Origin of the sequence: Pseudomonas sp. BF-R-26 (assembly GCF_019947395.1) — a bacterium.
Taxonomy (GTDB): Bacteria; Pseudomonadota; Gammaproteobacteria; order Pseudomonadales; family Pseudomonadaceae; genus Aquipseudomonas; species Aquipseudomonas farris.
This window is the reverse complement of the sequence record NZ_JAGYGK010000006.1, coordinates 257572-282515: the sequence shown is the minus strand read 5'-3', so window position 1 is coordinate 282515 and position 24944 is coordinate 257572. Positions and strand designations below refer to the sequence as shown.

Here is a 24944-nt window from a genome sequence, read left to right as displayed (position 1 = left end):
TCCGCGACAAAGCCTGAGAGGACTACACCGTGAGTCATTTACTGGATCAATTGCGGTTTTTCAACCGTAAGCAAAACGAGTTTTCCGACGGTCATGGAGAGACCCGCAAAGAGTCTCGCGATTGGGAGAACGTCTACCGTTCGCGCTGGCAGTACGACAAGATCGTACGGTCCACCCACGGGGTGAACTGCACCGGCTCCTGCTCGTGGAAAATTTACGTCAAGAACGGCCTGATCACCTGGGAAACCCAGCAGACCGACTACCCGCGTACCCGTAACGATCTGCCCAATCACGAGCCCCGTGGCTGCCCGCGTGGTGCCAGTTACAGCTGGTACATCTACAGCGCCAACCGCCTCAAGTACCCAAAAATCCGCAAGCCGTTGCTCAAACTCTGGCGTGATGCGCGGCAGACCATGGCGCCGGTCGAAGCTTGGGCCAGCATCGTCGAGGACAAGGTCAAGGCCGATTCCTATAAAAGCAAACGCGGCATGGGTGGCTTCATTCGTTCCAACTGGGAAGAAGTCAACGAGATCATTGCCGCGGCCAACGTCTACACCATCAAGCAATACGGCCCGGACCGGATCGTCGGCTTCTCGCCGATTCCGGCCATGTCGATGGTCAGCTATGCGGCCGGTTCGCGTTACCTGTCGCTGATCGGCGGCGCCTGCCTGAGTTTCTACGACTGGTACTGCGACTTGCCACCGGCCTCGCCGATGGTCTGGGGCGAGCAGACCGACGTGCCGGAATCGGCCGACTGGTACAACTCCAACTACATCATTGCCTGGGGCTCCAACGTTCCGCAGACCCGTACCCCGGACGCGCACTTCTTTACCGAAGTCCGCTACAAGGGCACCAAGACTGTGGCGATTACCCCGGACTACTCGGAAGTCGCCAAGCTCACCGACCTGTGGCTGAACCCTAAGCAGGGCACCGACGCGGCGCTGGCCCAGGCGTTCAACCATGTGATCTTCAAAGAATTCCACCTGGACAAACCGAGCGCTTATTTCACTGACTACGCCAAGCGCTTCACCGATTTGCCAGTGCTGGTGCTGCTCAAGCAAATGGTCGACAAGGCACCGGGCGCCGGTTACCAACCGGACCGCTTCCTGCGCGCCAGCGACCTGACTGACAACCTCGGCCAGGAAAACAACCCGGAATGGAAAACCATCGCCCTTGATGTCAGCGGCGAACTGGTGTCCCCTCAGGGTTCCATCGGCTATCGCTGGGGTGAGAAGGGCAAGTGGAACATCCTGTCCCGTGAAGGCGGCGAAGGCCGTGAGATCGATCTGAAACTGAGCCTGATCGGCGATGACGTTGCCGAAGTGGCGTTCCCGTATTTTGCCGGCGAATCCCACGAGCATTTCCAGCACGTGGCCGGCGATGCCGTGCAATACCGCCGCGTGCCGGTGCATAACGTGGTGCTGGCGGACGGCAGCGTGGCCAAAGTCGCCACCGTGTTCGACCTGTCGGCTGCCAACTTGGCGATTGATCGCGGCCTCGGCGGCGCTAACGTGGCCAAGGATTACGACGACGCCTCGGTGCCTGGCACCCCAGCGTGGCAGGAGCAGATCACCGGCGTCAGCCGCGAGAAAGCCATCCAGATTGCCCGTGAGTTCGCCGATAACGCCGACAAGACCAAGGGGCGCTCGATGATCATCGTCGGCGCGGCGATGAACCACTGGTACCACATGGACATGAACTACCGTGGGCTGATCAACATGCTCATGCTCTGCGGGTGTGTCGGCCAGACCGGTGGCGGTTGGGCGCACTACGTGGGTCAGGAAAAACTCCGTCCGCAATGCGGCTGGCTGCCCTTGGCGTTCGGTCTGGACTGGAACCGTCCGCCTCGCCAAATGAACGGCACCAGCTTCTTCTACGCCCACAGTTCGCAATGGCGCCACGAGAAGATGAGCATGCACGACGTGCTCTCGCCATTGGCCGATAAATCACAATTTCCCGAGCATGCCCTGGATTACAACATCCGCGCCGAACGCGCCGGTTGGTTGCCCAGCGCACCGCAACTCAACACTAACCCTTTGCACATTTGCCGCGACGCTGCTGCGGCCGGCATGGACCCGAAAGACTATGTGGTCAAGTCGCTGCAGGACGGTTCGCTGCGCTTCTCCTGCGAACAGCCGGACAGTCCGGTCAACTTCCCGCGCAACATGTTCATCTGGCGTTCGAACCTGCTGGGCTCCTCGGGCAAGGGCCACGAGTACATGCTCAAGTACCTGCTCGGCACCAAGAACGGAGTGATGAACGAAGACATCGGTCAGGTCGGCGACTGCAAGCCCGAAGAAGCCGAATGGGTGGACGAGGGCGCCATCGGCAAGCTCGATCTGGTCACCACGCTGGACTTCCGCATGTCCTCGACCTGCGTCTATTCCGACATCGTGTTGCCGACCGCAACCTGGTACGAAAAAGACGACATGAACACCTCGGATATGCACCCGTTCATTCACCCGTTGTCGGCCGCCATCGACCCTGCGTGGGAATCGCGTTCCGACTGGGAAATCTACAAAGGCATCGCCAAGGCGTTTTCCAGCATGTCCGAAGGGCACCTGGGCGTTGAGAAGGATCTGGTGACCATCCCGCTGATGCACGACAGCGTCGGCGAATTGGCTCAACCGTTTGGCGGCACCGACTGGAAAAGCGCCGGTGTGGCCCCGGAGCCGGGCAAGAACGCGCCGAACCTGCACGTGGTGGAGCGTGACTACCCGAACATCTACAAGCAGTTCTCGTCCCTCGGGCCATTGCTGGAGAAAAACGGCAACGGTGGCAAGGGCATCAACTGGAACACCGAAGACGAAGTGAAATTCCTCGGTGAACTCAATCACAAAGAAGGCGATGCCGGTATCAGTCACGGCCGTCCGAAAATCGACACGGCCATCGACGCCGCCGAAGTGATTCTGTCCCTGGCGCCGGAAACCAACGGCCAAGTCGCCGTCAAGGCCTGGGCCGCGTTGTCGGAATTCACCGGTATCGACCACAGCCACCTGGCGCTGTCCAAGGCCCACGAGGCGATTCGTTTTCGCGACATTCAGGCACAGCCGCGCAAGATCATTTCCAGCCCGACCTGGTCGGGTCTCGAAGACGATCACGTCAGCTACAACGCCGGCTACACCAACGTTCACGAGGGGATCCCATGGCGCACCATCACCGGTCGCCAGCAGTTCTACCAGGATCACCCGTGGATGCAGGCGTTCGGCGAGCAATTGATGAGTTATCGCCCGCCCGTCAACACCCGCACCATCGAAGGGGTGAAAGGCAAGCGCAGCAACGGCGAGATCGAAATCGTCTTGAACTGGATTACTCCGCACCAGAAATGGGGCATCCACAGCACCTACAGCGACAACCTGCTGATGCTGACCCTCAGCCGTGGCGGGCCGATCGTGTGGCTCTCGGAGAACGACGCGAAACGCGCCGGCATCGAGGACAACGACTGGATCGAATGCTTCAACGTCAACGGTGCACTGACCGCCCGGGCGGTGGTCAGCCAGCGCGTCAAGGACGGCATGGTGATGATGTATCACGCACAGGAACGGATCGTGAACGTGCCAGGGTCGGAAACCACCAAGACCCGTGGCGGCCACCACAACTCGGTCACCCGCGTCGTGCTCAAGCCGACCCACATGATCGGCGGCTATGCCCAGCAGGCTTACGGTTTCAACTATTACGGCACGGTCGGTTGCAACCGCGACGAATTCGTCGTGGTGCGCAAAATGTCCAAAGTCGACTGGCTCGATGGTTCAAGTGGCGATGACCTGCCACGTCCGCTGCCGACCGATATCGAGGAGAACTGAGATGAAGATTCGCTCACAAATCGGCATGGTTCTGAACCTGGACAAGTGCATCGGTTGCCACACCTGTTCGATCACCTGCAAAAACGTCTGGACCAGCCGCGAAGGCATGGAATACGCCTGGTTCAACAACGTCGAATCGAAACCCGGGATCGGCTACCCGAAAGAATGGGAAAACCAGGACAAGTGGAAGGGCGGCTGGATCCGCAACGCCAACGGCACGATCAACCCGCGCATCGGCGGTAAATTCCGTGTGTTGGCGAACATTTTCGCCAACCCGGATCTGCCGAGCCTCGACGATTACTACGAACCGTTCGACTTCGATTACCAGCACCTGCACACCGCGCCGCTGGGCGAGCATCAGCCCACTGCGCGTCCGCGCTCGCTGATCTCCGGCAAACGCATGGAAAAAATCGAGTGGGGCCCGAACTGGGAAGAAATCCTCGGCACCGAATTCGCCAAGCGTCGCAAGGACAAGAACTTCGACAAGATTCAGGCGGACATTTACGGCGAATACGAGAACACTTTCATGATGTATTTGCCGCGCCTGTGCGAGCACTGCCTCAACCCGACGTGCGCGGCGTCGTGCCCGAGCGGGGCGATCTACAAGCGTGAAGAAGACGGCATCGTCCTGATCGACCAGGAAAAATGCCGTGGCTGGCGGATGTGCATCAGCGGCTGCCCGTACAAGAAAATCTACTTCAACTGGAAGAGCGGCAAGTCCGAGAAATGCATCTTCTGCTACCCACGGATCGAAGCCGGGATGCCGACTGTTTGCGCGGAAACCTGCGTCGGGCGCATTCGTTACCTCGGGGTGCTGCTGTATGACGCCGACCGCATCAGCGAAGTGGCGAGCACCTCCAATGAGCAGGACCTGTACGAGAAACAACTGGAGATCTTCCTCGATCCGAACGACCCCGCAGTGATTCGTCAGGCTCTGGCCGATGGCGTACCGCAGTCGGTGATCGATTCAGCCCAGCGTTCGCCGGTCTACAAAATGGCCGTCGACTGGAAACTGGCACTGCCGCTGCACCCGGAATACCGCACCTTGCCGATGGTCTGGTACGTACCGCCGCTGTCGCCGATTCAGAACGCTGCCACTGCCGGCACCGTTGGTATGAACGGGGTGATCCCGGACGTCGACAGCCTGCGTATTCCACTGAAGTACCTGGCGAACTTGCTGACCGCCGGCGATGAAAAACCGGTCAAGCGTGCGCTTAAACGCTTGCTGGCGATGCGCGCCTACAAACGTTCCGAGCAAGTCGATGGCGTTCAGGACCTGCAAGTACTGAAGGATGTCGGTTTGAGCGTGGCGCAGGTCGAGGAGATGTATCGCTACCTGGCGATTGCCAACTATGAAGACCGCTTTGTGGTACCGAGCGCGCACCGTGAAGACGCCATGAGCGACGCCTTTGCCGAACGCTCCGGTTGCGGCTTCAGTTTCGGCAGCGGCTGCAGCGGTAGCTCCGACACCAACATGTTCGGTGCGAAGAAAGCCAACCGCCGCGACATCCTGAAAACCGTCCAGTTGTGGGAGGAATGAGCATGCAAATTCTCAAAGTGATTTCGCTGCTGCTCGATTACCCGACCGAGACGCTGATTGGCGGTCGCGACGAACTGGAGCAGGCGATTATCCAGTCACGGGAAATCAGCCCCAAGCAACGCGGCGCGTTGTTCGAGTTGCTCGAGCTGATCTGCGCCAATGACCTGATGGATGGGCAGGAGCACTACGGGGCGCTGTTCGGCCGAGGTCGCTCGCTGTCGCTGCTGTTGTTTGAACATGTGCACGGCGAGTCCCGCGACCGTGGCCAAGCCATGGTCGACATGATGGCGCAATACGAAGAAGCCGGTTTTGCCATCGGCGTCAAAGAGCTGCCGGACTATATCCCGCTGTACCTGGAGTTCTTGTCCACCCGCGAAGACATCGAGGCCCGCGAGGGCCTGGCGGATGTTTCGCACTTGCTGGCCTTGCTCGCCGCACGTCTGGAAGAGCGCGAAAGCGCCTATGCCAGTTGCTTCCGGGCGCTGCTGCAAATCGCCGGGGCCGAACCGCATCAGGCGGTGGCCGACCTGCGAGCGCAGGTGGCTGCGGAACCGCGCGACGACTCCCTCGAAGCCCTCGACAAGATCTGGGAAGAGGAGGCCGTGGACTTTCTCCAGGCCGAACAGCAGGACCGTTGCAGTGGACTGCCAAGCGCACCGGGCAAGGCTCGGGAAGAAAGCGCGGTGCCGTTGCACTGGGTGGATTTTCAGCATGAAGGGTTGGCCGCCGCGCCAGCCAAGGAGGTCGGTAATGTCTAAATGGAATCTGTTGTTATTCGGGATCTATCCCTACGTCGCTTTAGCCATTTGCCTGATCGGCAGTTGGGCACGCTTCGACCTGTCGCAATACAGCTGGAAAGCAGGTTCGAGCCAGATGCTCAACCAACGCGGCATGCGCGTGGCGAGCAACTTGTTCCATATCGGTGTGCTGTTCGTGCTGGCCGGGCACTTCGTTGGCCTGCTGACGCCTGCGTCGGTTTATCACCATGTCATCAGCACTGAGAACAAGCAGTTGCTGGCCATGGTCTCCGGCGGATTCTTTGGCCTGCTGTGCTTGATCGGCTTGCTGATGCTGGTCAATCGGCGGCTCACCGATCCTCGGGTACGTGCCACCTCCAGCCCTTCGGACATCCTGATTCTGCTGGTGCTGCTGGCGCAGTTGCTGCTCGGTCTGCTGACCATCGTCGCGTCCACCTCGCATATGGACGGCTCGGTGATGGTGATGCTCGCTGATTGGGCGCAGAACACCGTGCTGTTGCGGCCGATGGAAGCGGAGGCGGCCATCGCGCCGGTCGGGCTGACCTACAAGCTGCACGTGTTTCTCGGTTTGACCCTGTTTGTGCTGTTCCCCTTCACCCGTCTCGTACACATGATCAGCGCACCGATCTGGTACCTGGGGCGTCGTTATCAAATCGTTCGTCAGAAGTACTGAGGAGGCAATCATGTCAGGTGGATGTGGATGTGGTGGTGGTAACGGCGGCAGCGGTGGCTGCGGGTCTTCCAAAAAAGCCGAGGACGTTCTCGACATCGCGCCAGTCGCAGAGGCGCAGTTTGAAGCACTCCCGGTTGAGCCGGCGGCTGCCGATGACGCCCCGGCGCAGTTGATCGCCAGCAGCGAGCAGGAGTGGCCGATCATCAGCGTCAACGAGGTGTCGATCACCCCGGAAGCGATGGCCCAGGAGCTGCAATATCATCCGGCCGAAAGCCGCGAAGAGGCGGTCTATCTGGCCGCCCGGGCGCTGGTGATCCGCGAGTTGTTGCAGCAGCGCATCGCCGAACTCGGCGTGTCGATGGAGATCGGTGCCGGCGAGAACGAAGAAGAAGCGGCCACGCGCTTGTTGCTTGAACGTGAGGTGCACGTGCCTCAATGCGACGAGGAAACCAGTCTTCGTTACTACGAAAACAATCGCGGGCGTTTCCACAGCGCACCGTTGCTGGCGGTTCGGCACATCCTGCTCGAATGCGCGCCGGATGATGTCGAGGCACGCGCCATTGCGCATGATCAGGCGGAGGTTCTGCTGCAACGTCTGGAAGACTTTCCCGGCAGTTTCGCCGAGCTGGCTGTGAAGTATTCTGCCTGCCCGTCGAAGGCTCAGGGCGGTTCTCTGGGGCAAATCAGCAAGGGCCAGACGGTGCCCGAACTGGAACGTCAGCTGTTCACTCTGGCGCCGGGCCTGGCCAGCAAACCGCTGGAAAGTCGCTACGGCTGGCATGTGGTCAGTGTCGATCAGCGGATCGAAGGCATGCCGTTGCCCTATGAAGTGGTGTCTACGGCGATCCGCACGCAGTTGCAGCAAGGCGTCTGGCAAAAAGCGCTGGTGCAGTACCTGCAAACCCTGATTGGTGCGGCGGATATTCGCGGCATCCACTTGCAGGGCGCCGACTCACCGCTGGTGCAGTGAGCATCGAGGCAAACCGGGAGATGTGATGAACGCTGTAATGCAGGATGGCTTTGGACGGCAGATCGATTATCTGCGGATGTCGGTGACGGATCGTTGTGATTTTCGCTGTGTGTATTGCATGGCGAAAAACATGACCTTCCTGCCGCGTCAGCAGGTGCTCACGCTGGAAGAGTTGCAGCGTCTGGCAACGCTGTTCGTCGGGTTGGGCGTACGCAAAATTCGCCTGACCGGCGGCGAGCCGCTGATTCGTCCGGGCATTGTCGAACTGTGCCGCAACATCGCCGCGCTGCCCGGTTTGCGCGAACTGGTGATGACCAGCAACGGCTCGCAACTGAGCCGTCTGGCCCGGCCATTGGCGGAGGCGGGGGTCAAGCGGATGAACATCAGCCTCGATAGCCTGGACGGGCAGAAATTTCGCGCGATCACCCGCATCGGCGATCTCGATCAGGTGCTCAACGGCATTGAGGCAGCACGGGACGCGGGGTTTGAACGGATCAAACTCAACTGCGTGGTGATGAAAGGGCGCAACTTCGATGAAGTCCCGGCGCTGGTGCAATACGCCATCGATCAGCGCATCGATATCAGCTTTATCGAAGAAATGCCGTTGGGCGACGTCGGGCGTTCCCGGGGCGAATCGTTTTGTTCCAGCGACGAAGTGCGGGCGCTGATCGCCAGCCAGCATCGATTACTCGACAGCACTGAGAACAGCGGCGGACCGGCGCGCTACGTGCGCCTGGAGCGCCATTCCGATACCCGGATCGGTTTCATTTCGCCCAACAGTCACAACTTTTGTGGCAGCTGTAATCGGGTGCGGATGACTGTTGAAGGGAAGCTGTTGCTTTGTCTGGGGCAGGAGGACGCGCTGGATTTAAGAGGATTGCTGCGGCGTTATCCGCTGGATGATCAGCCCGTGATCAATGCCGTGCAGAAGGCCTTGCGCGGCAAGCCGTTGCGCCACGATTTCAGCCCCGAAGGGGAGGTGCAGATAGTGCGGTTCATGAACATGAGTGGCGGTTGAGCTGTCTTGCACGATTCAAAAAATACAACCAATCCATGTGGGAGCGGGCTTGCCCGCGAAGAGGCCATCACATCCAACATCAATGTTGACTGATAGACCGCCATCGCGGGCAAGCCCGCTCCCACATGGGACCCGCGCTTGTCACAGATTCACCGCCAAATCTTGATATCGATCAATTGCAGATCAGCCCTTTGTCCGTAGTCTTCACTGCATGTTGTGTTTGTTTGTCTATAAACATCTATATGTAGTATCTGGAGGCCGAATGCAGAGCACGCTGATCTCAGTAGGATGTAACCGCTTGCACAAGCGCGATGGCAGTCTGGTCGCCTTCGATGCGGACAAAATCCGTCAGGCGTTGATCGCTGCCGGCAAGGCTACGGGGGAGTACACCGAGGTTGAGGTTGAAGGTTTGCTTCAGGCGGTACTCGCTCGTCTGGACGGACTGCCAAGGCTGCATGTCGAGCAGATCCAGGATCGTGTCGAACGGGTGTTGATGGACGCCGGTTTCTTCTTCGCCATGCGCGCCTACATCGTCTACCGCGAACAACACGGGCGTTTGCGTCGTGACCGCCGGACCATGGTCGAAGTGGCGACCTCGATGAACGAGTACCTGGACCGTGAAGACTGGCGGGTTCAGGCCAACGCCAATCAAGGCTACTCACTGGGCGGGCTGGTGTTGAACGTGTCGGGCAAGGTCACTGCCAACTACTGGCTGGACGAGGTGTACAGCGAGGCCATCGGCCAGGCCCACCGCGAGGCGGATTTGCATGTGCATGACCTCGACATGCTCGCCGGCTACTGCGCCGGCTGGTCGCTGCGCACCCTGTTGCACGAGGGGCTCAACGGTGTGCCGGGGCGTGTCGAAGCCGGTCCGCCGAAGCACTTGAGCAGCGCTTTGGGGCAGATGGTGAATTTCCTCGGCACCCTGCAAAACGAATGGGCCGGTGCCCAGGCGTTCAGCTCGTTCGACACCTACCTCGCGCCCTATGTGCGCAAGGACCAGTTGAGTTATCAAGAGGTGCGCCAGGCGATTCAGGAGTTCATCTACAACCTCAACGTGCCGTCACGCTGGGGTACTCAGACGCCGTTCACCAACCTGACCTTCGACTGGGTTTGCCCGCAGGATTTGCGTGAGCAGATACCCGTCATCGGCGGGGAGGAAATGCCGTTTGCCTATGGCGACCTGCAAGTCGAAATGGACCTGCTCAACCGCGCCTACATCGAGGTGATGCAGGCTGGCGATGCGAAAGGGCGAGTGTTCACCTTTCCGATCCCGACCTACAACATCACCCATGATTTTCCGTGGGACAGTGAAAACGCCGACCGTCTGTTCGAGATGACGGCGCGCTACGGTTTGCCGTACTTCCAGAACTTCCTCAATTCGGATCTGCAGCCCAATCAGGTGCGCTCGATGTGCTGCCGTTTGCAGCTGGATGTGCGCGAGTTGCTCAAGCGCGGCGGCGGTTTGTTCGGCTCGGCGGAACAGACTGGGTCGCTCGGCGTGGTGACCATCAACTGCGCGCGTCTGGGCTATGTGTTCAAGGGCAACACCAGTGGTTTGTTGCAGCGCCTGGACACGCTGATGGAACTGGCGATGGAGAGCCTGGAGGTCAAGCGCAAAGTCATTCAGCACCACATGGACGCCGGTTTGTACCCGTACACCAAGCGTTACCTGGGCACCTTGCGCAACCATTTCTCCACCATCGGCCTCAACGGCCTGCATGAAATGCTGCGCAATTTCACCGGCGACAAGGAGGGCATGCACACCGAGCATGGCCGGCAGTTTGCCTTGAATATGCTGGACCACGTGCGCGCCACGTTGCTGCGTTTCCAGGAGGAAACCGGTCATCTCTACAACTTGGAAGCGACACCGGCAGAAGGCACCACGTACCGCTTCGCCAAGGAAGACCTCAAGCGCTATCCGGACATTCTCCAGGCCGGCAGTGTGCAGGCGCCGTATTACACCAACTCCTCGCAACTGCCCGTGGGCTACACCGAAGACCCCTTCGAAGCCCTGGAACTTCAAGACGAACTGCAATGCAAATACACCGGCGGCACGGTCCTGCACCTGTACATGGCCGAGCGAATTTCCTCGACCCAGGCCTGCAAGCAACTGGTGCGAAAAGCCCTTGGACGTTTCCGCCTGCCGTACCTGACCGTGACCCCGACGTTCTCCATCTGCCCGGTGCACGGCTACCTCGATGGCGAACATGAGTTCTGCCCCAAATGCGACGAGGTCCTGCTGCTGCAAGAACAGAAAGCCGGCGCCGTTCATTGATTTCGATCCACTCAACCGCAAGGAGCTTCACCATGACTGCATCGCAAACACTGCCCCAGGCTCAACGTCAACGCTGCGAAGTCTGGACCCGGGTGATGGGCTATCACCGTCCTGTGTCGGCGTTCAATCCGGGTAAACAGTCGGAGCACCGTGAGCGGGTGCACTTCACTGAAAGCGCGGCACTGGCCGGACGCCAATGAGTCGAATGCTTCGGGTCGGGGGCATGGTGCCCCTGACCACTATCGACTATCCGGGACAGCTCGCCTGCGTGCTGTTTTGCCAGGGTTGCGCCTGGCGTTGTCGTTACTGTCATAACCCGCAGCTGATTCCCCCTCGTGGCAGTGAGGAAGTGGATTGGCGGCGGGTGTTGGCGTTTCTGCAACGTCGTCAGGATCTGCTTGATGCCGTGGTGTTCAGCGGCGGTGAACCGACTCTGCAGGACGGCTTGCTTAGCGCCATGGACGAAGTGCGGGACATGGGATTTCGCATCGGCTTGCACAGCGCCGGCATCAAGCCTGCTGCATTCGCCAAGGCACTGACCGGCGCGGATTGGGTCGGTTTCGATGTCAAGGCGTTGCCCGAGGATTGCCAGGCCATCACCCGGGTCGAAGGCAGCGGGACCGCCAACTGGCGCAGTCTCGAGCATCTGCTGGCCAGTGGTGTCGACTACGAATGTCGCACCACCGTGCATTGGCATCTGTTCGAACCGGCGCGTCTTCTGATCCTGGCCAAACGCTTGAATGCGCTTGGCGTGAAACGCTTCGCCGTGCAACTGGTTCGCACCGAGCGGATGTTCGATCCGCTGTTGCCGAGCGTTTCCGCACAAGCCTTGCTGCCAGAGTTGTGGGAGGCCATGCGCGAGTTGTTTCCAGCCTTCGTGTTGCGAGGGTAACGGGGGCTGGGGAACTCAAGCCCAGCCCCAGAATTGCAACCACCAGCCAAATCCCACCATACCTTCGGCCAGGAGCAGGCAAGCGATAGCGGACCCGCGTCGCACTCGGGAAAGACCTTCGCGACTCAGCCGTTTCCAACCCAGTAGCAGGCTCCAGCTCATCGCCGCCAATAACAGACAGGCCCTGGCCGGTTGCACCCATTCCAGCAGCAGACCTTCATAACGCAGTAATTTGACGGTGGTGGCCGACAGCCCGAGAAACAGTCCGGCAGCCCCCAGAGGCGTGAGTGTCAGCGCCAAGGGCTGATACAAAGTGCGATCTCGCGCCAGTCGGGCCGTCAGACGCAGAAGCAGCATCAACGCCGTGCCGAACACGATTGAACTCAAACTCAGGTAAGCGACGATGCTGAAACCGTCGAGCCAGCTGAAGCTGTCGTTGAGCTGCGGGTAATGGGTCAGCAGCCACCAGGGAGCATTGTCCTGCAGGGCCCAGAGTCGGTTGTGTTCGACCAGCCACTCGGCCAGGTGTTGTTTGAGGGCGACAAACCATGGGCTGACCGTCCACTGAAATGCGCCCATGGCCAAGCCGATCACGCCGAATAGCAGCAAGCGCGTATCCCAAGGGGACAGCGTCTGCGCCGTCGCGTGAAGAATCTCCTGATTGCTGGAGCGGGCGATCAGTTGAACGGCACCGCGTTGCCCGCTGCAGCGTCCGCAGGCGTGGCAATCACTGGCGCCTTGCAGGCGGCGGATATCGAGCAGGGGAGCGCAGTTGGGCGGCGGCAGGCGCGGTGCGGCATTTTCTAGCCAGCGTTGTTCATCGACCTGAAAGTGCACAGGGGCAAGCCGGGCGAGCAGGGCGAAAACGCCGCTGACCGGGCACAGGTAACGGCACCAGACCCGCTTGCCTCGGGCGAACAACAACCCGACGATAACCGCTACCACCGTCGAACCGCCCAGAATCAACAGAGCGGCCTGGGCGTAGTCATAGACGCTGATCAACTGGCCGTAGAGGGTCGTCAGGCAGAACGCCAAGGTTGGCCAGCCGCCCCAGCGCAACCAGCGCGGCACACCCAGGCCTTTACCGTAATGGCTGGCCCATTCGCTGAGCGAGCCTTCCGGGCACAGTACGCCGCACCAGAGTCGACCGAAGAACACCATCGACAGCAACACGAACGGCCACCAGATCCCCCAGAATAGAAACTGCGCGAGCAAGGTCAGGTTGTCGAGTATCCGTGCCTGGCTGTGCGGTAGCGGCAACAGCGCCGGGGTCACCAACAGCACCGCATAAAACACTACAACAGCCCACTGCACCGCACGGATGACGGGCGCATGACGACGCATCCCCTCACCCAGTCGTTGGAGCCATCGATTGCACCGGCTCAGGTCGGGCATGGCAGGTTTTCCGCAGTTCGTTGCCGCAGCCAGCCGCCGACGGCGAGCCAATAACCGATCCACACCAACAAGGTCAGGCCACTGGGGCTTGCCCGATAACCGGCGAACCCGGCAAGAAAGCCACCCAATCCGTGGCTGTCGTTCAGCAACGTGCTGCTGTCCCAAAGCGCTTCGCCAAAGAGGCTGTAAACCACGTCCGGCAAATCCAGAGCGAGCAATTGGCCGCCGATTCGCTCGGTGCCGCTGACCAGCAACGCCGCGCCGAGCATGAGCAAGATGACTTCGCTGATGGCAAAAAATCGTTGCCATGAAATGAATCGGCGACTGCTGTGCAGCAGCGTAATGGTCAGCGCCGACAGCACCAGTCCCAATACGCCGCCAACAGCAAACAAACCGAGCTGCGGACCTCGCAACCGGGCGCCGGCGCCATAGAGAAAGACCACGGTTTCACTGCCTTCGCGGCTGATCGCGAGCATTGCCAGCAGTAATAGACCAGCGCCACCTTGTCGAGCCAGGTGGCTATCGGCGTGTCGTCGCAAATCGTGGTTGAGGCTGCGTCCGTGGCGATGCATCCAGCCCACCATTTGCACCATCAACAGGCTTGCAACCAGCGCGAGTGCAGCCTGGAACCATTCGCTGGCCGACCCGCTCATGGCCTCACCGGCAAACAGAATCAACACCGCCAGCAGGCCCGAGAGCATCAACCCCAGCACCACACCCGCCCAGAGGAATTTGACCAGACGATTACGTTGGCCTTGCTGGCTGGCCCAGGCCTGGAGAATACCGATCACCAGCAACGCCTCGACGCTTTCGCGCCAGACGATGAACATTGATTGATTCATGGAAGCTCCGTGCGCTAACAGGTTATTTCGCGAGGATGCCGCCTTCGGGCAATTGCGGATTGAACTCGTCGAAAAAGGGGTGGTGACCGGGCCTCAGGGGGTGAATGACCACGAAGGTCGTCACGCCCGGCGACAGGACTTTTTCAACCCGCAACGGCGTGCTCTCGAACTCGGCCGGTCCTTGGCCGACGTTCTTCAGAACAATCTTGAAGCGCTGTCCGGCCGGCACCTCCAGCAAGGCCGGTGTGAAGTGGCCATCGCGCAGGATCAGCTCAAAGCTCGGCAACTCGGCATGGGCCGTCAACGGTGCAACTGTTCCGGCCACAATCAGCCAGGCAAGATGCAGGCGCTTCATTCAATAGCCGCCTTTTTTACCGATGCCGGCGTAGATGAATTCGTAGTGCAGTTCGCAGCGTTCGAACCAGGGAGCGACACCGGTTTCCTTATCGGTGTGGCGCCCGAGGGAGCCATGGCCGCCGGGTGGCAGGACGGTGAACGTCAGCTGATATTTTCCGGGGCCAAGCAGCTTCACATTGTCGCCATAGTGCGGACCGTCATTGGCCACCATGGCGTGGAAATCGCCTTTGATCTCGGGGTCGCTGCCGTGTTTTTTCAGGTTGAAAGAGACGTTCAGGTAGGGCACGAAACTACCTTCCTGAAAGCCCTGCCGATTGTCCGCGGTGGCCCGAATGTCAGCTTCCAGGTGGACGTCGGAATCCGCAGTGGCGCGCATCATCCCCGCAGGTGCCATTTCTATCGGCTGCAAATACACCGCCCCGACTTCCAGCCCGGGACACAACTGTGGTTCCCCGATCGGGTATTCCTTGGCGTGAGCCAGAGGTGTGAGCAAGAGCAGGGCGAGTGATAGCGAAAAAGGGGTACGCATAATAGCTTCCTGAACACTGACGAGTAGGAGCCCGAGTCTAGGAAGCTTTGCTGCGAACAATAATGATTGTTATCAAGTTTTGCGCAATTAAACGGATGGCTCGTCACGTTGGCGAAATCGCTGGGCGCGCTCAACGCTGTGGGTCATCTGTGCCGCCGCATGAACGGTCAAGGGATGCTGGGTAAAACCGGGTCTGGGGGTTATGTAGTCGGCCATTTCCCGGGCAATGGCGAGCTGACGTTCCGAACCTTCTGCCAGCAGCGCGATGACCAGGTTTTCCAAGGCAATTACCCGGACACGCAAGTGAACCAGTTCGGCGTTGGTCAAGGCGGGCGGGGCGGTAAACGCGTCGCCATCGATGGATGTTGCGGCGTTTTGATCGTCCCATGTCGACAGGGTTGGATGGTCCGGGACCCCAACGCTTGGGAAAGGATTTTTATTGAGCATGAGCGACGTCTCCAAGTCTGTTCAGCCGTTAGAAGCTTAGCTGCAGGATCGCGATGGGGGAGGGAAGTCGCTTGATGTCGATTCTTGATATGTATCAAGGCTGGCGTTGCGCAAGGGCTGTAGGTTGGAACGACGCCACTCAATGATCGGAGATCTTCATGGCCAAGAACTTCCCCGTCAACCCCAAGCACCCCGAACGGATCTGTTGGGGATGTGACCTGTATTGTCCGGCGAAGTCCCTGGCGTGCGGCAATGGTTCCGAACGGACGATGCATCCGGCGGAGATGTTTGGAGAGGATTGGCACGTGCCTGGCGACTGGGGCCTTGATGCGGTCATTACGACAGACAAGGTGGTGGATGACTTCCAATCGCTGCCCGATGATGCGCTTTTGTAGGAGCCAGGCTTGCCGGCGAAGGCGCGCGTAAGGACGCCTTCGCCGGCAAGCCTGGCTCCTACAGGTCCGTTTTACTCAGGCGATATCAAGCGTGGGTGATGGAAAGGTCGCTGATGATGCACACCGAACCGTCTTCGGGGTCGGTGGTGTCGGAGTAATCAATCTGGTTGTACACACCGCCGTGGAAGGCCAGCGTTTTCGTGTCCCAGGTGTTGTCGAGGCGCATGATTGCGGAGGTCGATTTGACGCCGTTACAGCTCGCCGAAACGGAGACGGCGCCGCTCGAATTGGCGTGAATGTTGATTTTGAAAAGTGCCCCGAGCGGCACGTCTTCCAGAACCGTCGTGTTCACCGGGTCTTCTTGAAGATAACTCGACCGGAACCCCATGGTGATCCGGCCTTTGTTCCAAAACACCTTTACAGGTGGTCGCTCTGAACCCTGCACATGAATCTGGCTGATCACGACCTTCTGCAGCGAGTTGACTTTCGTCAGCCGCATTTCTTGTCGGTTCCAGTGGTCGGCAGCGCTGGCGAACAGCCAATAACCCGGCTCCTTCCACTCGCAGCGGGTGCGGTGCGTGCTTTTGCTCGAAGCGCCGAGCGTCGGCGCCGTCATTTGCAGCGAGCCATCTGGAAGCATCGTAACGACTTCCGGGCATTCAAGCAGTGCCCGCCAGCCGATGAGCTCTAGTGCAATGGGGTTGGTGTCGGAGATAGGAAGCGGTGTAGCGATTGTGTAGTTGCTGATGTCTACGGTCATGGTTATTTACCTCAGTTCATTGATGTCACCTTTTGCTCCATTGAGCCTTTCGCTTTTGATGTAGGCCTACATCCCACTGCCCACTCGATGAATGGGCAGAAGTGATGCTTTCGTTATTGCTCGCGCCGCGACTTTTGATGCGGGTGGTGTTGTCTTGGCTCGAGGTAAAAGTAGCAGTGCTTATATTTTAAGTAAATAGCGCTGCTAATAATATTTTCCGCGGACATAAGAAAGCCCGCGCCAGGCGGGCTTCATTTGGTAAAAAACGGGTCTACGGTTTGACTCAATCAGCGGGCAAACATCCCCCACCAGAACACATGGCCGAGGATCACGATCTGCTGTTCCTGGATCTCGGCAAAGGTGTAGTCCTCATCCGGATGTTCGTCGCGATTGAAGCTGCGCAGGCGGATGCCCGTCGGTAGGCGGTAAACCTGCTTCACCCGTAGCTGACCGTTGTGGTTGATGGCGTACATGTCGCCGTCAACGATATCGCCCAGTGAGCTCTTGCCGACGTTGATGCCCACGGTTGCGCCGTCACGCAGCACTGGCAGCATGCTGTTGCCGCTGACAACCACGCACTTCGCGTTGCTGAACTGAACGCCGTTATGGCGAAGGTCCTTCTTGAAAAAGCGCAGCCGGGCACTGTCGCTTTCCTCAATCACGAAACGGCCTGATCCGGCCGCCAGTTCCACTTCGCGCAAGAAGGGAACGTAGACCTCATCGTCATCCAGGGGCGTGTCGTCATCCCAAGGCTGGATGTCCGACATCAATACGCTGGGCTGGATGCGCTCGGAAGACTGGACGCTGGCAACGGTCGACATCAGGCGCTGGCTCACTTCATTGGCATCGAAGCGCAAGGCTTTTGCCAGTTTCAGGAGTGCCTCGACGTTCAGTGGAACCTTGCCGGTTGCGTACTGACTGAAGGCGCTTTGGCCTGACCATCCGCAGGCCTCAGCCACATCCGCTTGAGTGAGATTTGATCCAGCCGCTTTGGCAGCAGACTTTCGCTGGTCGTAAATAGCCTTGAGCCTGGTGCTTTCGGCGACTTCTTCAGGGGTAAGGGGGCGGCGTGTTTTCATGGCGACAAGAGTATGATATTTCAGCAAATAGCGCTGCTAGTAATTTTTGGCCAATAAAGCAGCTCTGCTGCTATCAAGGGTGGGTGACGAGTGAATTACTACATTCAGAGCCGCATCATTGGCAGTGGACTCAGCGGGTTCGTCAGCAGTCGCTTGAGCGAAAGCTGAACTAAGCGAAAGTGAAATCCTGCATCAGGAAAGGTCGAAAACACCTCACGTCGCTTCTGTCGTGAGAGTCCAAAAGTAACCGCTCCGTGGGATACGTCGATCCAATCGGCTTTCCGAAAAACCTCTGCAAGGTTCTGTGGATCGGTATGAGACCGAGTTATTTTATGGTGGTTGTGAATGATCGAGATAATCTCTTCCGTCCAACCCAGCTTATCGATTTCCCGAAGGAAGTCTTTTGCCAATTGCTCTGACGGGGGCAAATAATCAAACGTCCTGGCCGTCCATATGCCAAGGTCATGAAATACCCCGGCCACAACTATTTTTTCCAGGCCTACAGCATCCAGCACGTTGAGCGAGCAACAAAAGTTGATGACTCGGTACACATGATTCCGGTATCCGGTGAAGTCATTGCCGAGGTATCCGGCATAGCGCTGAAGCAGCTCGTCCAGCAGCTCAATTTTGATGAGCAATATTCCATCCTCCTTGTTTGGAGGTGGCTACTTTATAGGCTTGGACGCTCATCTGCACGGATACCCCAACTGACGACGAAGCCGCATCAGGTTTTCCGCCTTCGCTTCCAGCCAATCAACCTCAGTCAGGTCGTCTTGGCTCACCGGAGGCGGCAGAATTGGAACTGAGCCTTGCATTATGCTGACATGGGCGCCTCCAGGGTGGCGGGATGAGTTGGATGTGGCGTGTTGAGGATTTACGTCTAAGATGGCTAGCTGATTTGAGTGACCAACCAGGGAGGGTGATATGAAGCCAGCAATCAATGCGGTGATCATTTATGCGAAGGATGTCGCGAAGACATCTGATTTCTACACTCGGCATTTTGGGTTTTCCGCATTGCCGGAGCTCAATGGCATCACGGAACTGACTTCGTCAGCAGGTGGCGCCAAGCTACTTCTGCACAAGGCGGCCAAAGGCCTAAAGAACGGTCAGGCATGCGTCAAAATCGTTTTTGACGTGGATGACGTTCAGGTTTTCAAGGAGACCTCTGCAGAAAAGGGGCTGCTTTTTGGCCCGACACACGAGGCAGAGGGATACAGTTTTTCCAATGCCAAAGATCCAGACCAAAATAATGTCAGCATTTCCAGTCGTGCATTCAGATCGTGACCTGATCCAAAATCACTCGGCTGCACTCCGTTCCGCTGGTTGCCGGTGGAAACTCGAGCAGCCCCATCAGCCATCTACCTTGCTGTTTATACTCCCAGCCTTCAGCCGGGACGTGTACGTTTCAATGAAGAACCCTGCGGCTCTCTCCAATCCTGATCCGATCGAGTGCCCTGTTTAACGCATCCAAGGCATCGAGGAGGGCTTTCGCCTCAGCTTCCCGGCCATCGCCCCAGAGGCGTTCAGCCATTTTGTTCAGCGCCTGGATAGAGCGCTCAATGTCAGCAGCCGTCGCTGCTTTGCTTTCCTGATGTTTCTTTGGCATTGATCAACCCTTCTTCAGGTAGACCAGCTTCACGCGGAGCTGGCCGTTGTGGTTGATCGCGTACATGTCGCCGTCGACGATATCGTCTGCGTGAGACCTGCGGGCTCAGCACGCTCGGTCTGGTTTAGACCTGCATGGCGACGGGCGGCTTTGAGTCTTTCTTTAAATTCCATCCGCGAAGTATTACGGGCGCTCCCATACCCTTGCAAGTCGGTATTCCCATAACCGTGCTGTATGGGTATTCCTGTATTGGGCGTACATCCGGCCAACTAGCGGGCGCTGGCCTCGGCTTTCGATGAACACCCATTGGGCACCACACCCATTGCTCCGAGCTGGGAGTGCTTGTCGGCCAGCCAAAATGAAATCCGGATCGCTTAAGTCCGCGACCTACACGAAGGCAGTAGGGTGCGGAGGCCGTTACTGGAAGAACCGTATTCGGGGAAGAGCTGACAACCGGCGGGGCCCCTGGAGGTTTTCAACCAAGCATAGGTCTACGGTGATGAGGGCACAGATTCAATGGAGTGTTTAGCTTGGGCGACACTGAACTCACTCGGCAAGCTGGCACCATTCTTGGCCGCAAGGATCTCGGCCATCACACTGACGGCGATTTCTGCAGGCGTCTTACTGCCGATGTAGATGCCGATCGGCCCGTGCAGACGCTGAAGTGACGCCTGGGTCTCACCAAAATGCTCAATCAGGCGTTCGCGGCGCAGCTGGCTGTTGCGCCGCGAGCCGATTGCGCCGATGTAAAACGCCGGGCTATGGAGGGCTTCGAGCAATGCGAGATCGTCGAGTTTGGGATCATGACTCAAGGCGACGATGCAGGTTCTCAGATCGACCGCGAAGTCGCGGACAACATCATCGGGCATGCCGACGATTCGCTCCACGCCGGTCACCGCCCAAGTCTCGATGTATTCCGGACGTGGATCGCAAACCGATACCTTGAAGCCGTTGAACAACGCCATGGTGGCTAGATACTCGGCCAGTGCGCCGGCACCTATCATGAGCATTCGATACCCTGGCCCCAAGGTATTGAGCATATGCTTGCCGTCGAAACTGAATTGCTCCGGTGTCGCGGTGGGTTGGAGCGTGACTTGACCGGACGCTACTGCCAGGCAGCGGCGCACCAGCCGCCCGTCATCCAGATGGGCCAGCAGTTCATCAAGCGACTGCCAAGACGGGTTGAACTCGAGAATCAGCTCAAGCGTACCGCCGCAGGGCAAGCCGAATCGATGCGCATCATCGGCGCTGACGCCATAGCGCACCACTTCCGGTGCGCCGTCCTTCAAGCCACTCCCACCATAGGCCGTGGTGTAGCGATGGATCAGGTCATCCTCAATGCAACCACCGGACACGCTGCCGACCACCCGACCGTCGTTACGCAAGGCCATCATCGACCCTGTCGGGCGCGGTGAGGAGCCCCAGGTTCGCGCCACGGTGGCCAGTAGCACGCGCTCTCCGGCCGCGAGCCAGTCCCGCGCCGTGCGCAGTACCAGCAAATCGATGCTTTCCATCAAACTCTCCTCTAGCGCATGTGGAGGATGGTCGGGCTGCTGCTAGCCGGATCGGTGTGTTCACGCAGCTTGCCAACCGCCTGCGCATCGACAGCACTACCCTGATTGCCCCAGGCGCTGCGCATGAATGTCAGGACCTCGGCGATATGTTGATCCGACAGCTGCTCGCGGAAGGCGGGCATGCGATAGGCGTCCGGCACGCCGGCGGCCACGACACGCTGCGAGCCGTTGAGGGTGATGTTGATCGCCGATGCACTCTCTTTGGCCAATGCGGAGGTCGCTCCGGCCAGTGGCGGCATCCATTCGGGCTGCCCTTTGCCGTCCAGACCATGGCATGACGCACACCGCGTCACGTAGGTGTGGGCACCGGCAGTGTCCAGAGACTCAGCGGCAGATGCCTTCTGATACTGCCAGGGCGCTCCATCGCGCTGAGGGTCCCCGGGCAGCGATTTCAGGTAGTGGGCAATGGCCGTCAGATCGTCATCGGTCATGAACTGCGTGGAGTTGTTGAACGCCTCGGTCATCGAGCCGTAGACCACCGCGTGTCTGTTGCGCCCAGTCTTGAGAAACTGCACGATCTCCGGCTCGCTCCATCTGCCCAGACCCGTGTTGTGGTCATCACGCAGGCTCGGCGCATACCAGCCATCCAGCAAGGCGCCGGCGAGGAACGGCGCACCGGATTCGTCGAGTGCCTTCTCATTGAACGCCAGGCCGCGTGGCGTATGGCAACTGCCGCAGTGCCCGGCGCCCTGAACCAGGTAAGCACCGCGGTTCCACATTTCATCCTGCGAAGGTCTTGCAACATAGGGCTCGGCGTCAACAAACACACCGTTCCACAGTGCAATCGGCCAGCGCAGGTTCAGTGGCCAGGGAATTCCACTCTGGATGTTCGCCTGTTTGACCGGCGCCACGCCTTTCATGAAGAACGCATACAGCGCACGCACGTCGTCATCACTGAGCTTTGCGTAAGACGGGTAGGGCATTGCCGGGTACAAACGGCGGCTATCGGGTGCCACACCGTGGCGGACGGCACGGTCGAAATCCGTCAGGCTGTAATGGCCGATGCCGGTTTCAGTGTCCGGTGTGATATTGGTCGCATGGATCGCTCCCAGCGGTGTGGCCATTTCCAGGCCGCCGGCGAACGGTGCTCCGCCTGGCACGCTGTGGCAAGCCACGCAATCGCTGAGCCTGGCGACGTATTCGCCACGGGCGACCAGCGCAGGGTCGATGTCGGCCACGGCTATGTGGTGGTTTTCAAAAGGCGAGGCGGGCTCGCGAGTGACATACCAGGCCAGCAGGCCTGCCGCTACCAGGCACGGCACCGCCAGCCAGCCAGCGGTTCTTGCGAATCGGCTGTTATTCATGGACGCTCCGGCGTTGATCAGGTGAAGGTGTGTCGGCTCATGGGCAGGCTTCGAACCCGTTGCCCGGTCAGCGTTGCCACCGCGTTCGCGACGGCTGGCGCCACGGCCGGCAACGGCGGTTCGCCGATGCCACCCATTTTTTCCCCGCTCTCGACGACACGAACGTGTACCCGTGCCATCCGCGCAGGCGGCAGGATCGGATACAGGTCGTAGTTGCGAGCCCGAGGTTTGCCATCAACCCACACTGACTCCTCTACCAGTGTCTGAGACAGCCCCAGCGCAACGGCGCCATTAACCTGAGCCTCGACAATCGCCGGATTGACGATGCTGCCGGGGTCAATCGCCTGCCAGATGTCGTGCACCTTGACCTGACCGTTCTCGATGGATACCTCGGCGATCACCGCCGTCTGTGTACCGAACGGCGAAGCCATCGCCACGCCTCGCGCGCGTTTGGTGCCGTCCTCGGCTGTAAACGGCCCACGCTTCCAGCCTCCCGACAGCTCACCCACCGCCTGCAGCAGTGTGGTCAGGCGCTTGTTGTCACGCAGCAAATGCAGGCGCAGTTCGAACGGGTCCTTGCCGCCTTTGTCGGCCAGTTCGTCAAGGAACGATTCATAGAAGAAGTCGTTGAGCGAATTGCCCACCGAACGCCAGTACCCCAACATCGCCGGACCTTTGACATAGATCTGCGCGATCCGCTTGTTGGGGATCGCATAGGACTTGCCCGACAACCCTTCAAGTGCTGTGGGGTCTAGCTTTTCACCCTGTTTGCCGGCGATGGCCTCAGTAGGACCTTCGGTGGCACTGATCGCTTCGATTGCCAGCGGCCAGCCGTCGTTATCCAGCGCGGCTCGGAAATTCACCGCTGCAACGGGACGGAGCACGTCACGCAGGAACTCCTCCTCTCGACTCCAGATCAGTTTGACCGGGCGGCCAACCGCCTTGGACAGCTCGATCGCCTGGGGATAAGGACTGGCTGAGTCGTACAGGAAATGCCGACCGAAGAATCCACCCAGCAGTGGTGAATGCAATGTGATGCGCGACGGATCCAGCCCCGTGCGTTTGGCGATATCCGCACGGAACATGTCCGGCGCCTGATTAGGCAGCCAGACTTCCAGCGAACCGTCCGGATTGAATCTGGCCAGCGCAGAAGGCGGTTCCAATTGCCCGTGGTTCAGATATTGGTTGTGATAGGTGGCGTCGACTCGAGACTTGGCATCACTGAGAATCGAAGCAACGTTCCCTTCATTCTCGTCATCCCTGGCTGGGCCCTTTTCTTCAGCGAGTCGCTTGAGCCAGTCATCGCTGGAAAAATCTGCGGGCATCGGCCGCACTTTGCTGTCGACCGTTGGCTCTTGCCAGTCGACCTGAATCGCTTCTACCGCACGTTTTGCGTGCCACCAGCGCTCGGCGACCACTGCCACGGCACCCGGCAGACGATGCACGGAGTGAACGCCTTTCATGGCCTTGACCTGGTCTTCGTTGCGCACGTTGCCCACTGTCATACCCAAGCGTGGGGCATGCTGAACGGCGGCGTGCAGCATGCCTTCGACCTTCAGATCGATGCTGTAGAGCGCCTTGCCCGTGGACTTGTCATAGGCATCGACGCGCTTCACGGGCTTACCGATCCAGCGGAACTGGCTCGGATCACGAAGTTGCACTGTGTCAGGGGCGGGAACCGGCAGATCCATCGCGCGCTCGGCCAATTCACCGTACGCCAACGAACGGCCCGACGCGGCATGCACCACTTTGCCAGGTTCGGTGGTCAATTCGCCCACCGGCACCCCAAGCTTCTCCGCGCCCGCCTGCAGCAGCATGGCGCGGGCAAGCGCGCCGAGGCGGCGCATGACCGGGTAACTCATGCGCACCGACATGCTGCCGCCGGTGATGCGCATGCCGTTGTCCATGACCACATAGGCCTCGCCGGGCGGCGCGGCTTCGACCAGGAAGGTCGCCGGGTCGGCATCCAGTTCTTCACCGACGATCTGCGCCATCGCGGTGAACGTACCTTGCCCACCTTCCATGAACGGGCACAGCAGACGCACGCGGTTGTCTGGGCGAATTTCCAGAAACGCCGGCACCTGCGTGCCACGCTCGGCGGTCGCAGCTGCCGCCGCTTGCACGCGTGTCGAACCGAGCGGCAGGCCGAAGCCGAGCACCAGTGCGCCCACGGCGGTACCGGTCAGAAAACGTCTGCGCGACAAATTGACCGGTTCGTGCAGATCAAGCGCTGATGCTTCCTGGGACGGGTCGATACGAACGTTCATCATGCGTCTCCCTTGCCGGCAAGCTCATGCATGGCGGCATGAATGGCGTTGTAAGTGCCGCAGCGGCACAGATTGACCATCGCGGCCTCGATCTGTGCGTCACTCGGCTTGGGGTTTTGTTTGAGCAGTGCAGTGGCTGCCATCACCTGCCCGGACTGGCAGTAACCGCATTGGGCGACCTGAAGATCGACCCAGGTGGAGACGACCCGCTTGCCCACTTCATCGGCCTCGATGGCCTCAATGGTGGTGACCTCCCGGCCGACCACACCAGCCACCGGCGTGACGCACGAGCGCACCACATTGCCGTCCACCAGTACGGAGCAGGCACCACACTGCGCCAGTCCGCAGCCGTACTTGGTACCGGTCATGCCCAGATCATCGCGGATCACCCACAGCAAGGGCGTATCGGCGTCGGCATCGACTTGATAGGTCTTCTGGTTGATTCGTAGTTCCATGG

Annotated in this window: 24 protein-coding genes and 1 pseudogene; 11 read left to right on the top strand and 14 right to left on the bottom strand. The window is 59.5% G+C overall.

What is annotated here, in order from left to right:
* Positions 1 to 29 precede the first annotated feature (29 nt).
* The 9 genes from KGB18_RS10950 to KGB18_RS10915 all read left to right on the top strand — a co-directional run bounded on the left by KGB18_RS10950 (position 30) and on the right by KGB18_RS10915 (position 11932).
* Positions 30 to 3803, top strand: coding sequence for a nitrate reductase subunit alpha (locus KGB18_RS10950; protein ID WP_223569872.1), 3774 nt, complete (start codon positions 30 to 32; stop codon positions 3801 to 3803).
* Position 3804: 1 nt separating this feature from the next.
* The gene (gene narH, locus KGB18_RS10945) at positions 3805 to 5343 is read left to right on the top strand and encodes a nitrate reductase subunit beta (RefSeq protein ID WP_223569871.1); all 1539 of its coding nucleotides are present in this window, start codon (positions 3805 to 3807) and stop codon (positions 5341 to 5343) included.
* Positions 5344 to 5345: 2 nt separating this feature from the next.
* A complete protein-coding gene (gene narJ / locus KGB18_RS10940) occupies positions 5346 to 6101 on the top strand; it encodes a nitrate reductase molybdenum cofactor assembly chaperone (RefSeq protein WP_038982853.1) in 756 nt (251 codons plus the stop codon).
* Complete coding sequence (gene narI, locus KGB18_RS10935; protein WP_223569870.1) at positions 6094 to 6774, top strand: respiratory nitrate reductase subunit gamma; 681 nt, start codon at positions 6094 to 6096, stop codon at positions 6772 to 6774. Before narJ ends, narI begins: the two co-directional genes overlap by 8 nt.
* Positions 6775 to 6784: 10 nt before the next feature.
* On the top strand, positions 6785 to 7744 hold the full coding sequence (locus tag KGB18_RS10930; RefSeq protein ID WP_123722334.1) for a peptidylprolyl isomerase: 960 nt from the start codon (positions 6785 to 6787) through the stop codon (positions 7742 to 7744).
* A 25-nt stretch (positions 7745 to 7769) separates the two neighbouring features.
* Positions 7770 to 8762: a GTP 3',8-cyclase MoaA gene (gene moaA, locus KGB18_RS10925; RefSeq protein ID WP_223569869.1), complete on the top strand. Its 993-nt coding sequence runs from the start codon at positions 7770 to 7772 to the stop codon at positions 8760 to 8762.
* Positions 8763 to 9024: 262 nt separating this feature from the next.
* On the top strand, positions 9025 to 11040 hold the full coding sequence (locus KGB18_RS10920) for a ribonucleoside triphosphate reductase (RefSeq protein ID WP_263292355.1): 2016 nt from the start codon (positions 9025 to 9027) through the stop codon (positions 11038 to 11040).
* A gap of 32 nt (positions 11041 to 11072) precedes the next feature.
* Positions 11073 to 11240 (top strand): anaerobic ribonucleoside-triphosphate reductase, encoded by a 168-nt coding sequence (nrdD, locus tag KGB18_RS29855; protein WP_017338867.1) that lies wholly within the window; start codon positions 11073 to 11075, stop codon positions 11238 to 11240.
* Positions 11237 to 11932, top strand: a complete 696-nt coding sequence (locus tag KGB18_RS10915; protein WP_187326478.1) for an anaerobic ribonucleoside-triphosphate reductase activating protein — start codon at positions 11237 to 11239, stop codon at positions 11930 to 11932. Before nrdD ends, KGB18_RS10915 begins: the two co-directional genes overlap by 4 nt.
* Before the next feature lie 15 nt (positions 11933 to 11947).
* Here the strand turns inward: KGB18_RS10915 and KGB18_RS10910 are convergent, their stop codons facing one another.
* From KGB18_RS10910 to KGB18_RS10890, 5 genes are all read right to left on the bottom strand, one after another.
* Positions 11948 to 13327 carry a 4Fe-4S binding protein gene (locus tag KGB18_RS10910; protein ID WP_223569868.1) on the bottom strand — a complete coding sequence of 460 codons (1380 nt, stop codon included), beginning with the start codon at positions 13325 to 13327 and terminating at the stop codon, positions 11948 to 11950.
* A complete protein-coding gene (locus KGB18_RS10905; RefSeq protein ID WP_123722338.1) occupies positions 13315 to 14169 on the bottom strand; it encodes an FTR1 family protein in 855 nt (284 codons plus the stop codon). The genes KGB18_RS10910 and KGB18_RS10905 overlap by 13 nt, the downstream gene beginning before the upstream one ends.
* Before the next feature lie 22 nt (positions 14170 to 14191).
* The gene (locus KGB18_RS10900) at positions 14192 to 14524 is read right to left on the bottom strand and encodes a cupredoxin domain-containing protein (RefSeq protein ID WP_123722339.1); all 333 of its coding nucleotides are present in this window, start codon (positions 14522 to 14524) and stop codon (positions 14192 to 14194) included.
* On the bottom strand, positions 14525 to 15055 hold the full coding sequence (locus KGB18_RS10895) for an iron transporter (RefSeq protein WP_038982871.1): 531 nt from the start codon (positions 15053 to 15055) through the stop codon (positions 14525 to 14527).
* Between the two features lie 87 nt (positions 15056 to 15142).
* Positions 15143 to 15502, bottom strand: a complete 360-nt coding sequence (locus tag KGB18_RS10890; RefSeq protein WP_123722340.1) for a hypothetical protein — start codon at positions 15500 to 15502, stop codon at positions 15143 to 15145.
* 158 nt (positions 15503 to 15660) lie between these two features.
* Here KGB18_RS10890 and KGB18_RS10885 point away from each other — a divergent pair, with 158 nt between their 5' ends.
* Entirely contained in the window at positions 15661 to 15897 is a 237-nt protein-coding gene (locus tag KGB18_RS10885; protein ID WP_050681133.1) for a DUF3079 domain-containing protein, read from the top strand.
* 85 nt (positions 15898 to 15982) lie between these two features.
* Here the strand turns inward: KGB18_RS10885 and KGB18_RS10880 are convergent, their stop codons facing one another.
* The 3 genes from KGB18_RS10880 to KGB18_RS10870 all read right to left on the bottom strand — a co-directional run bounded on the left by KGB18_RS10880 (position 15983) and on the right by KGB18_RS10870 (position 18374).
* Positions 15983 to 16657: a polysaccharide lyase family 7 protein gene (locus tag KGB18_RS10880; protein ID WP_123722341.1), complete on the bottom strand. Its 675-nt coding sequence runs from the start codon at positions 16655 to 16657 to the stop codon at positions 15983 to 15985.
* 287 nt (positions 16658 to 16944) lie between these two features.
* Positions 16945 to 17736 carry an XRE family transcriptional regulator gene (locus KGB18_RS10875; RefSeq protein ID WP_123722342.1) on the bottom strand — a complete coding sequence of 264 codons (792 nt, stop codon included), beginning with the start codon at positions 17734 to 17736 and terminating at the stop codon, positions 16945 to 16947.
* Between the two features lie 104 nt (positions 17737 to 17840).
* Positions 17841 to 18374: an HD domain-containing protein gene (locus tag KGB18_RS10870; RefSeq protein ID WP_201060701.1), complete on the bottom strand. Its 534-nt coding sequence runs from the start codon at positions 18372 to 18374 to the stop codon at positions 17841 to 17843.
* 286 nt (positions 18375 to 18660) lie between these two features.
* On the opposite strand from KGB18_RS10870, the gene KGB18_RS10865 reads away from it, so the two are divergent.
* Positions 18661 to 19020 (top strand): VOC family protein, encoded by a 360-nt coding sequence (locus tag KGB18_RS10865; protein ID WP_123722344.1) that lies wholly within the window; start codon positions 18661 to 18663, stop codon positions 19018 to 19020.
* A gap of 121 nt (positions 19021 to 19141) precedes the next feature.
* Here the strand turns inward: KGB18_RS10865 and KGB18_RS10860 are convergent, their stop codons facing one another.
* From KGB18_RS10860 to KGB18_RS10835, 6 genes and pseudogenes are all read right to left on the bottom strand, one after another.
* A complete protein-coding gene (locus KGB18_RS10860) occupies positions 19142 to 19342 on the bottom strand; it encodes a hypothetical protein (protein ID WP_007895617.1) in 201 nt (66 codons plus the stop codon).
* Positions 19343 to 19360: 18 nt separating this feature from the next.
* A pseudogene (locus tag KGB18_RS30035) lies at positions 19361 to 19426 on the bottom strand (transcriptional regulator); the annotation flags it as partial.
* Between the two features lie 407 nt (positions 19427 to 19833).
* A complete protein-coding gene (locus KGB18_RS10850) occupies positions 19834 to 20856 on the bottom strand; it encodes an XdhC family protein (RefSeq protein ID WP_123722345.1) in 1023 nt (340 codons plus the stop codon).
* Positions 20857 to 20867: 11 nt separating this feature from the next.
* A complete protein-coding gene (locus tag KGB18_RS10845) occupies positions 20868 to 22220 on the bottom strand; it encodes a c-type cytochrome (RefSeq protein ID WP_123722346.1) in 1353 nt (450 codons plus the stop codon).
* Positions 22221 to 22237: 17 nt separating this feature from the next.
* Entirely contained in the window at positions 22238 to 24487 is a 2250-nt protein-coding gene (locus KGB18_RS10840) for a xanthine dehydrogenase family protein molybdopterin-binding subunit (RefSeq protein ID WP_123722347.1), read from the bottom strand.
* Positions 24487 to 24942, bottom strand: a complete 456-nt coding sequence (locus tag KGB18_RS10835) for a (2Fe-2S)-binding protein (RefSeq protein ID WP_123722348.1) — start codon at positions 24940 to 24942, stop codon at positions 24487 to 24489. The genes KGB18_RS10840 and KGB18_RS10835 overlap by 1 nt, the downstream gene beginning before the upstream one ends.
* Positions 24943 to 24944 lie beyond the last annotated feature (2 nt).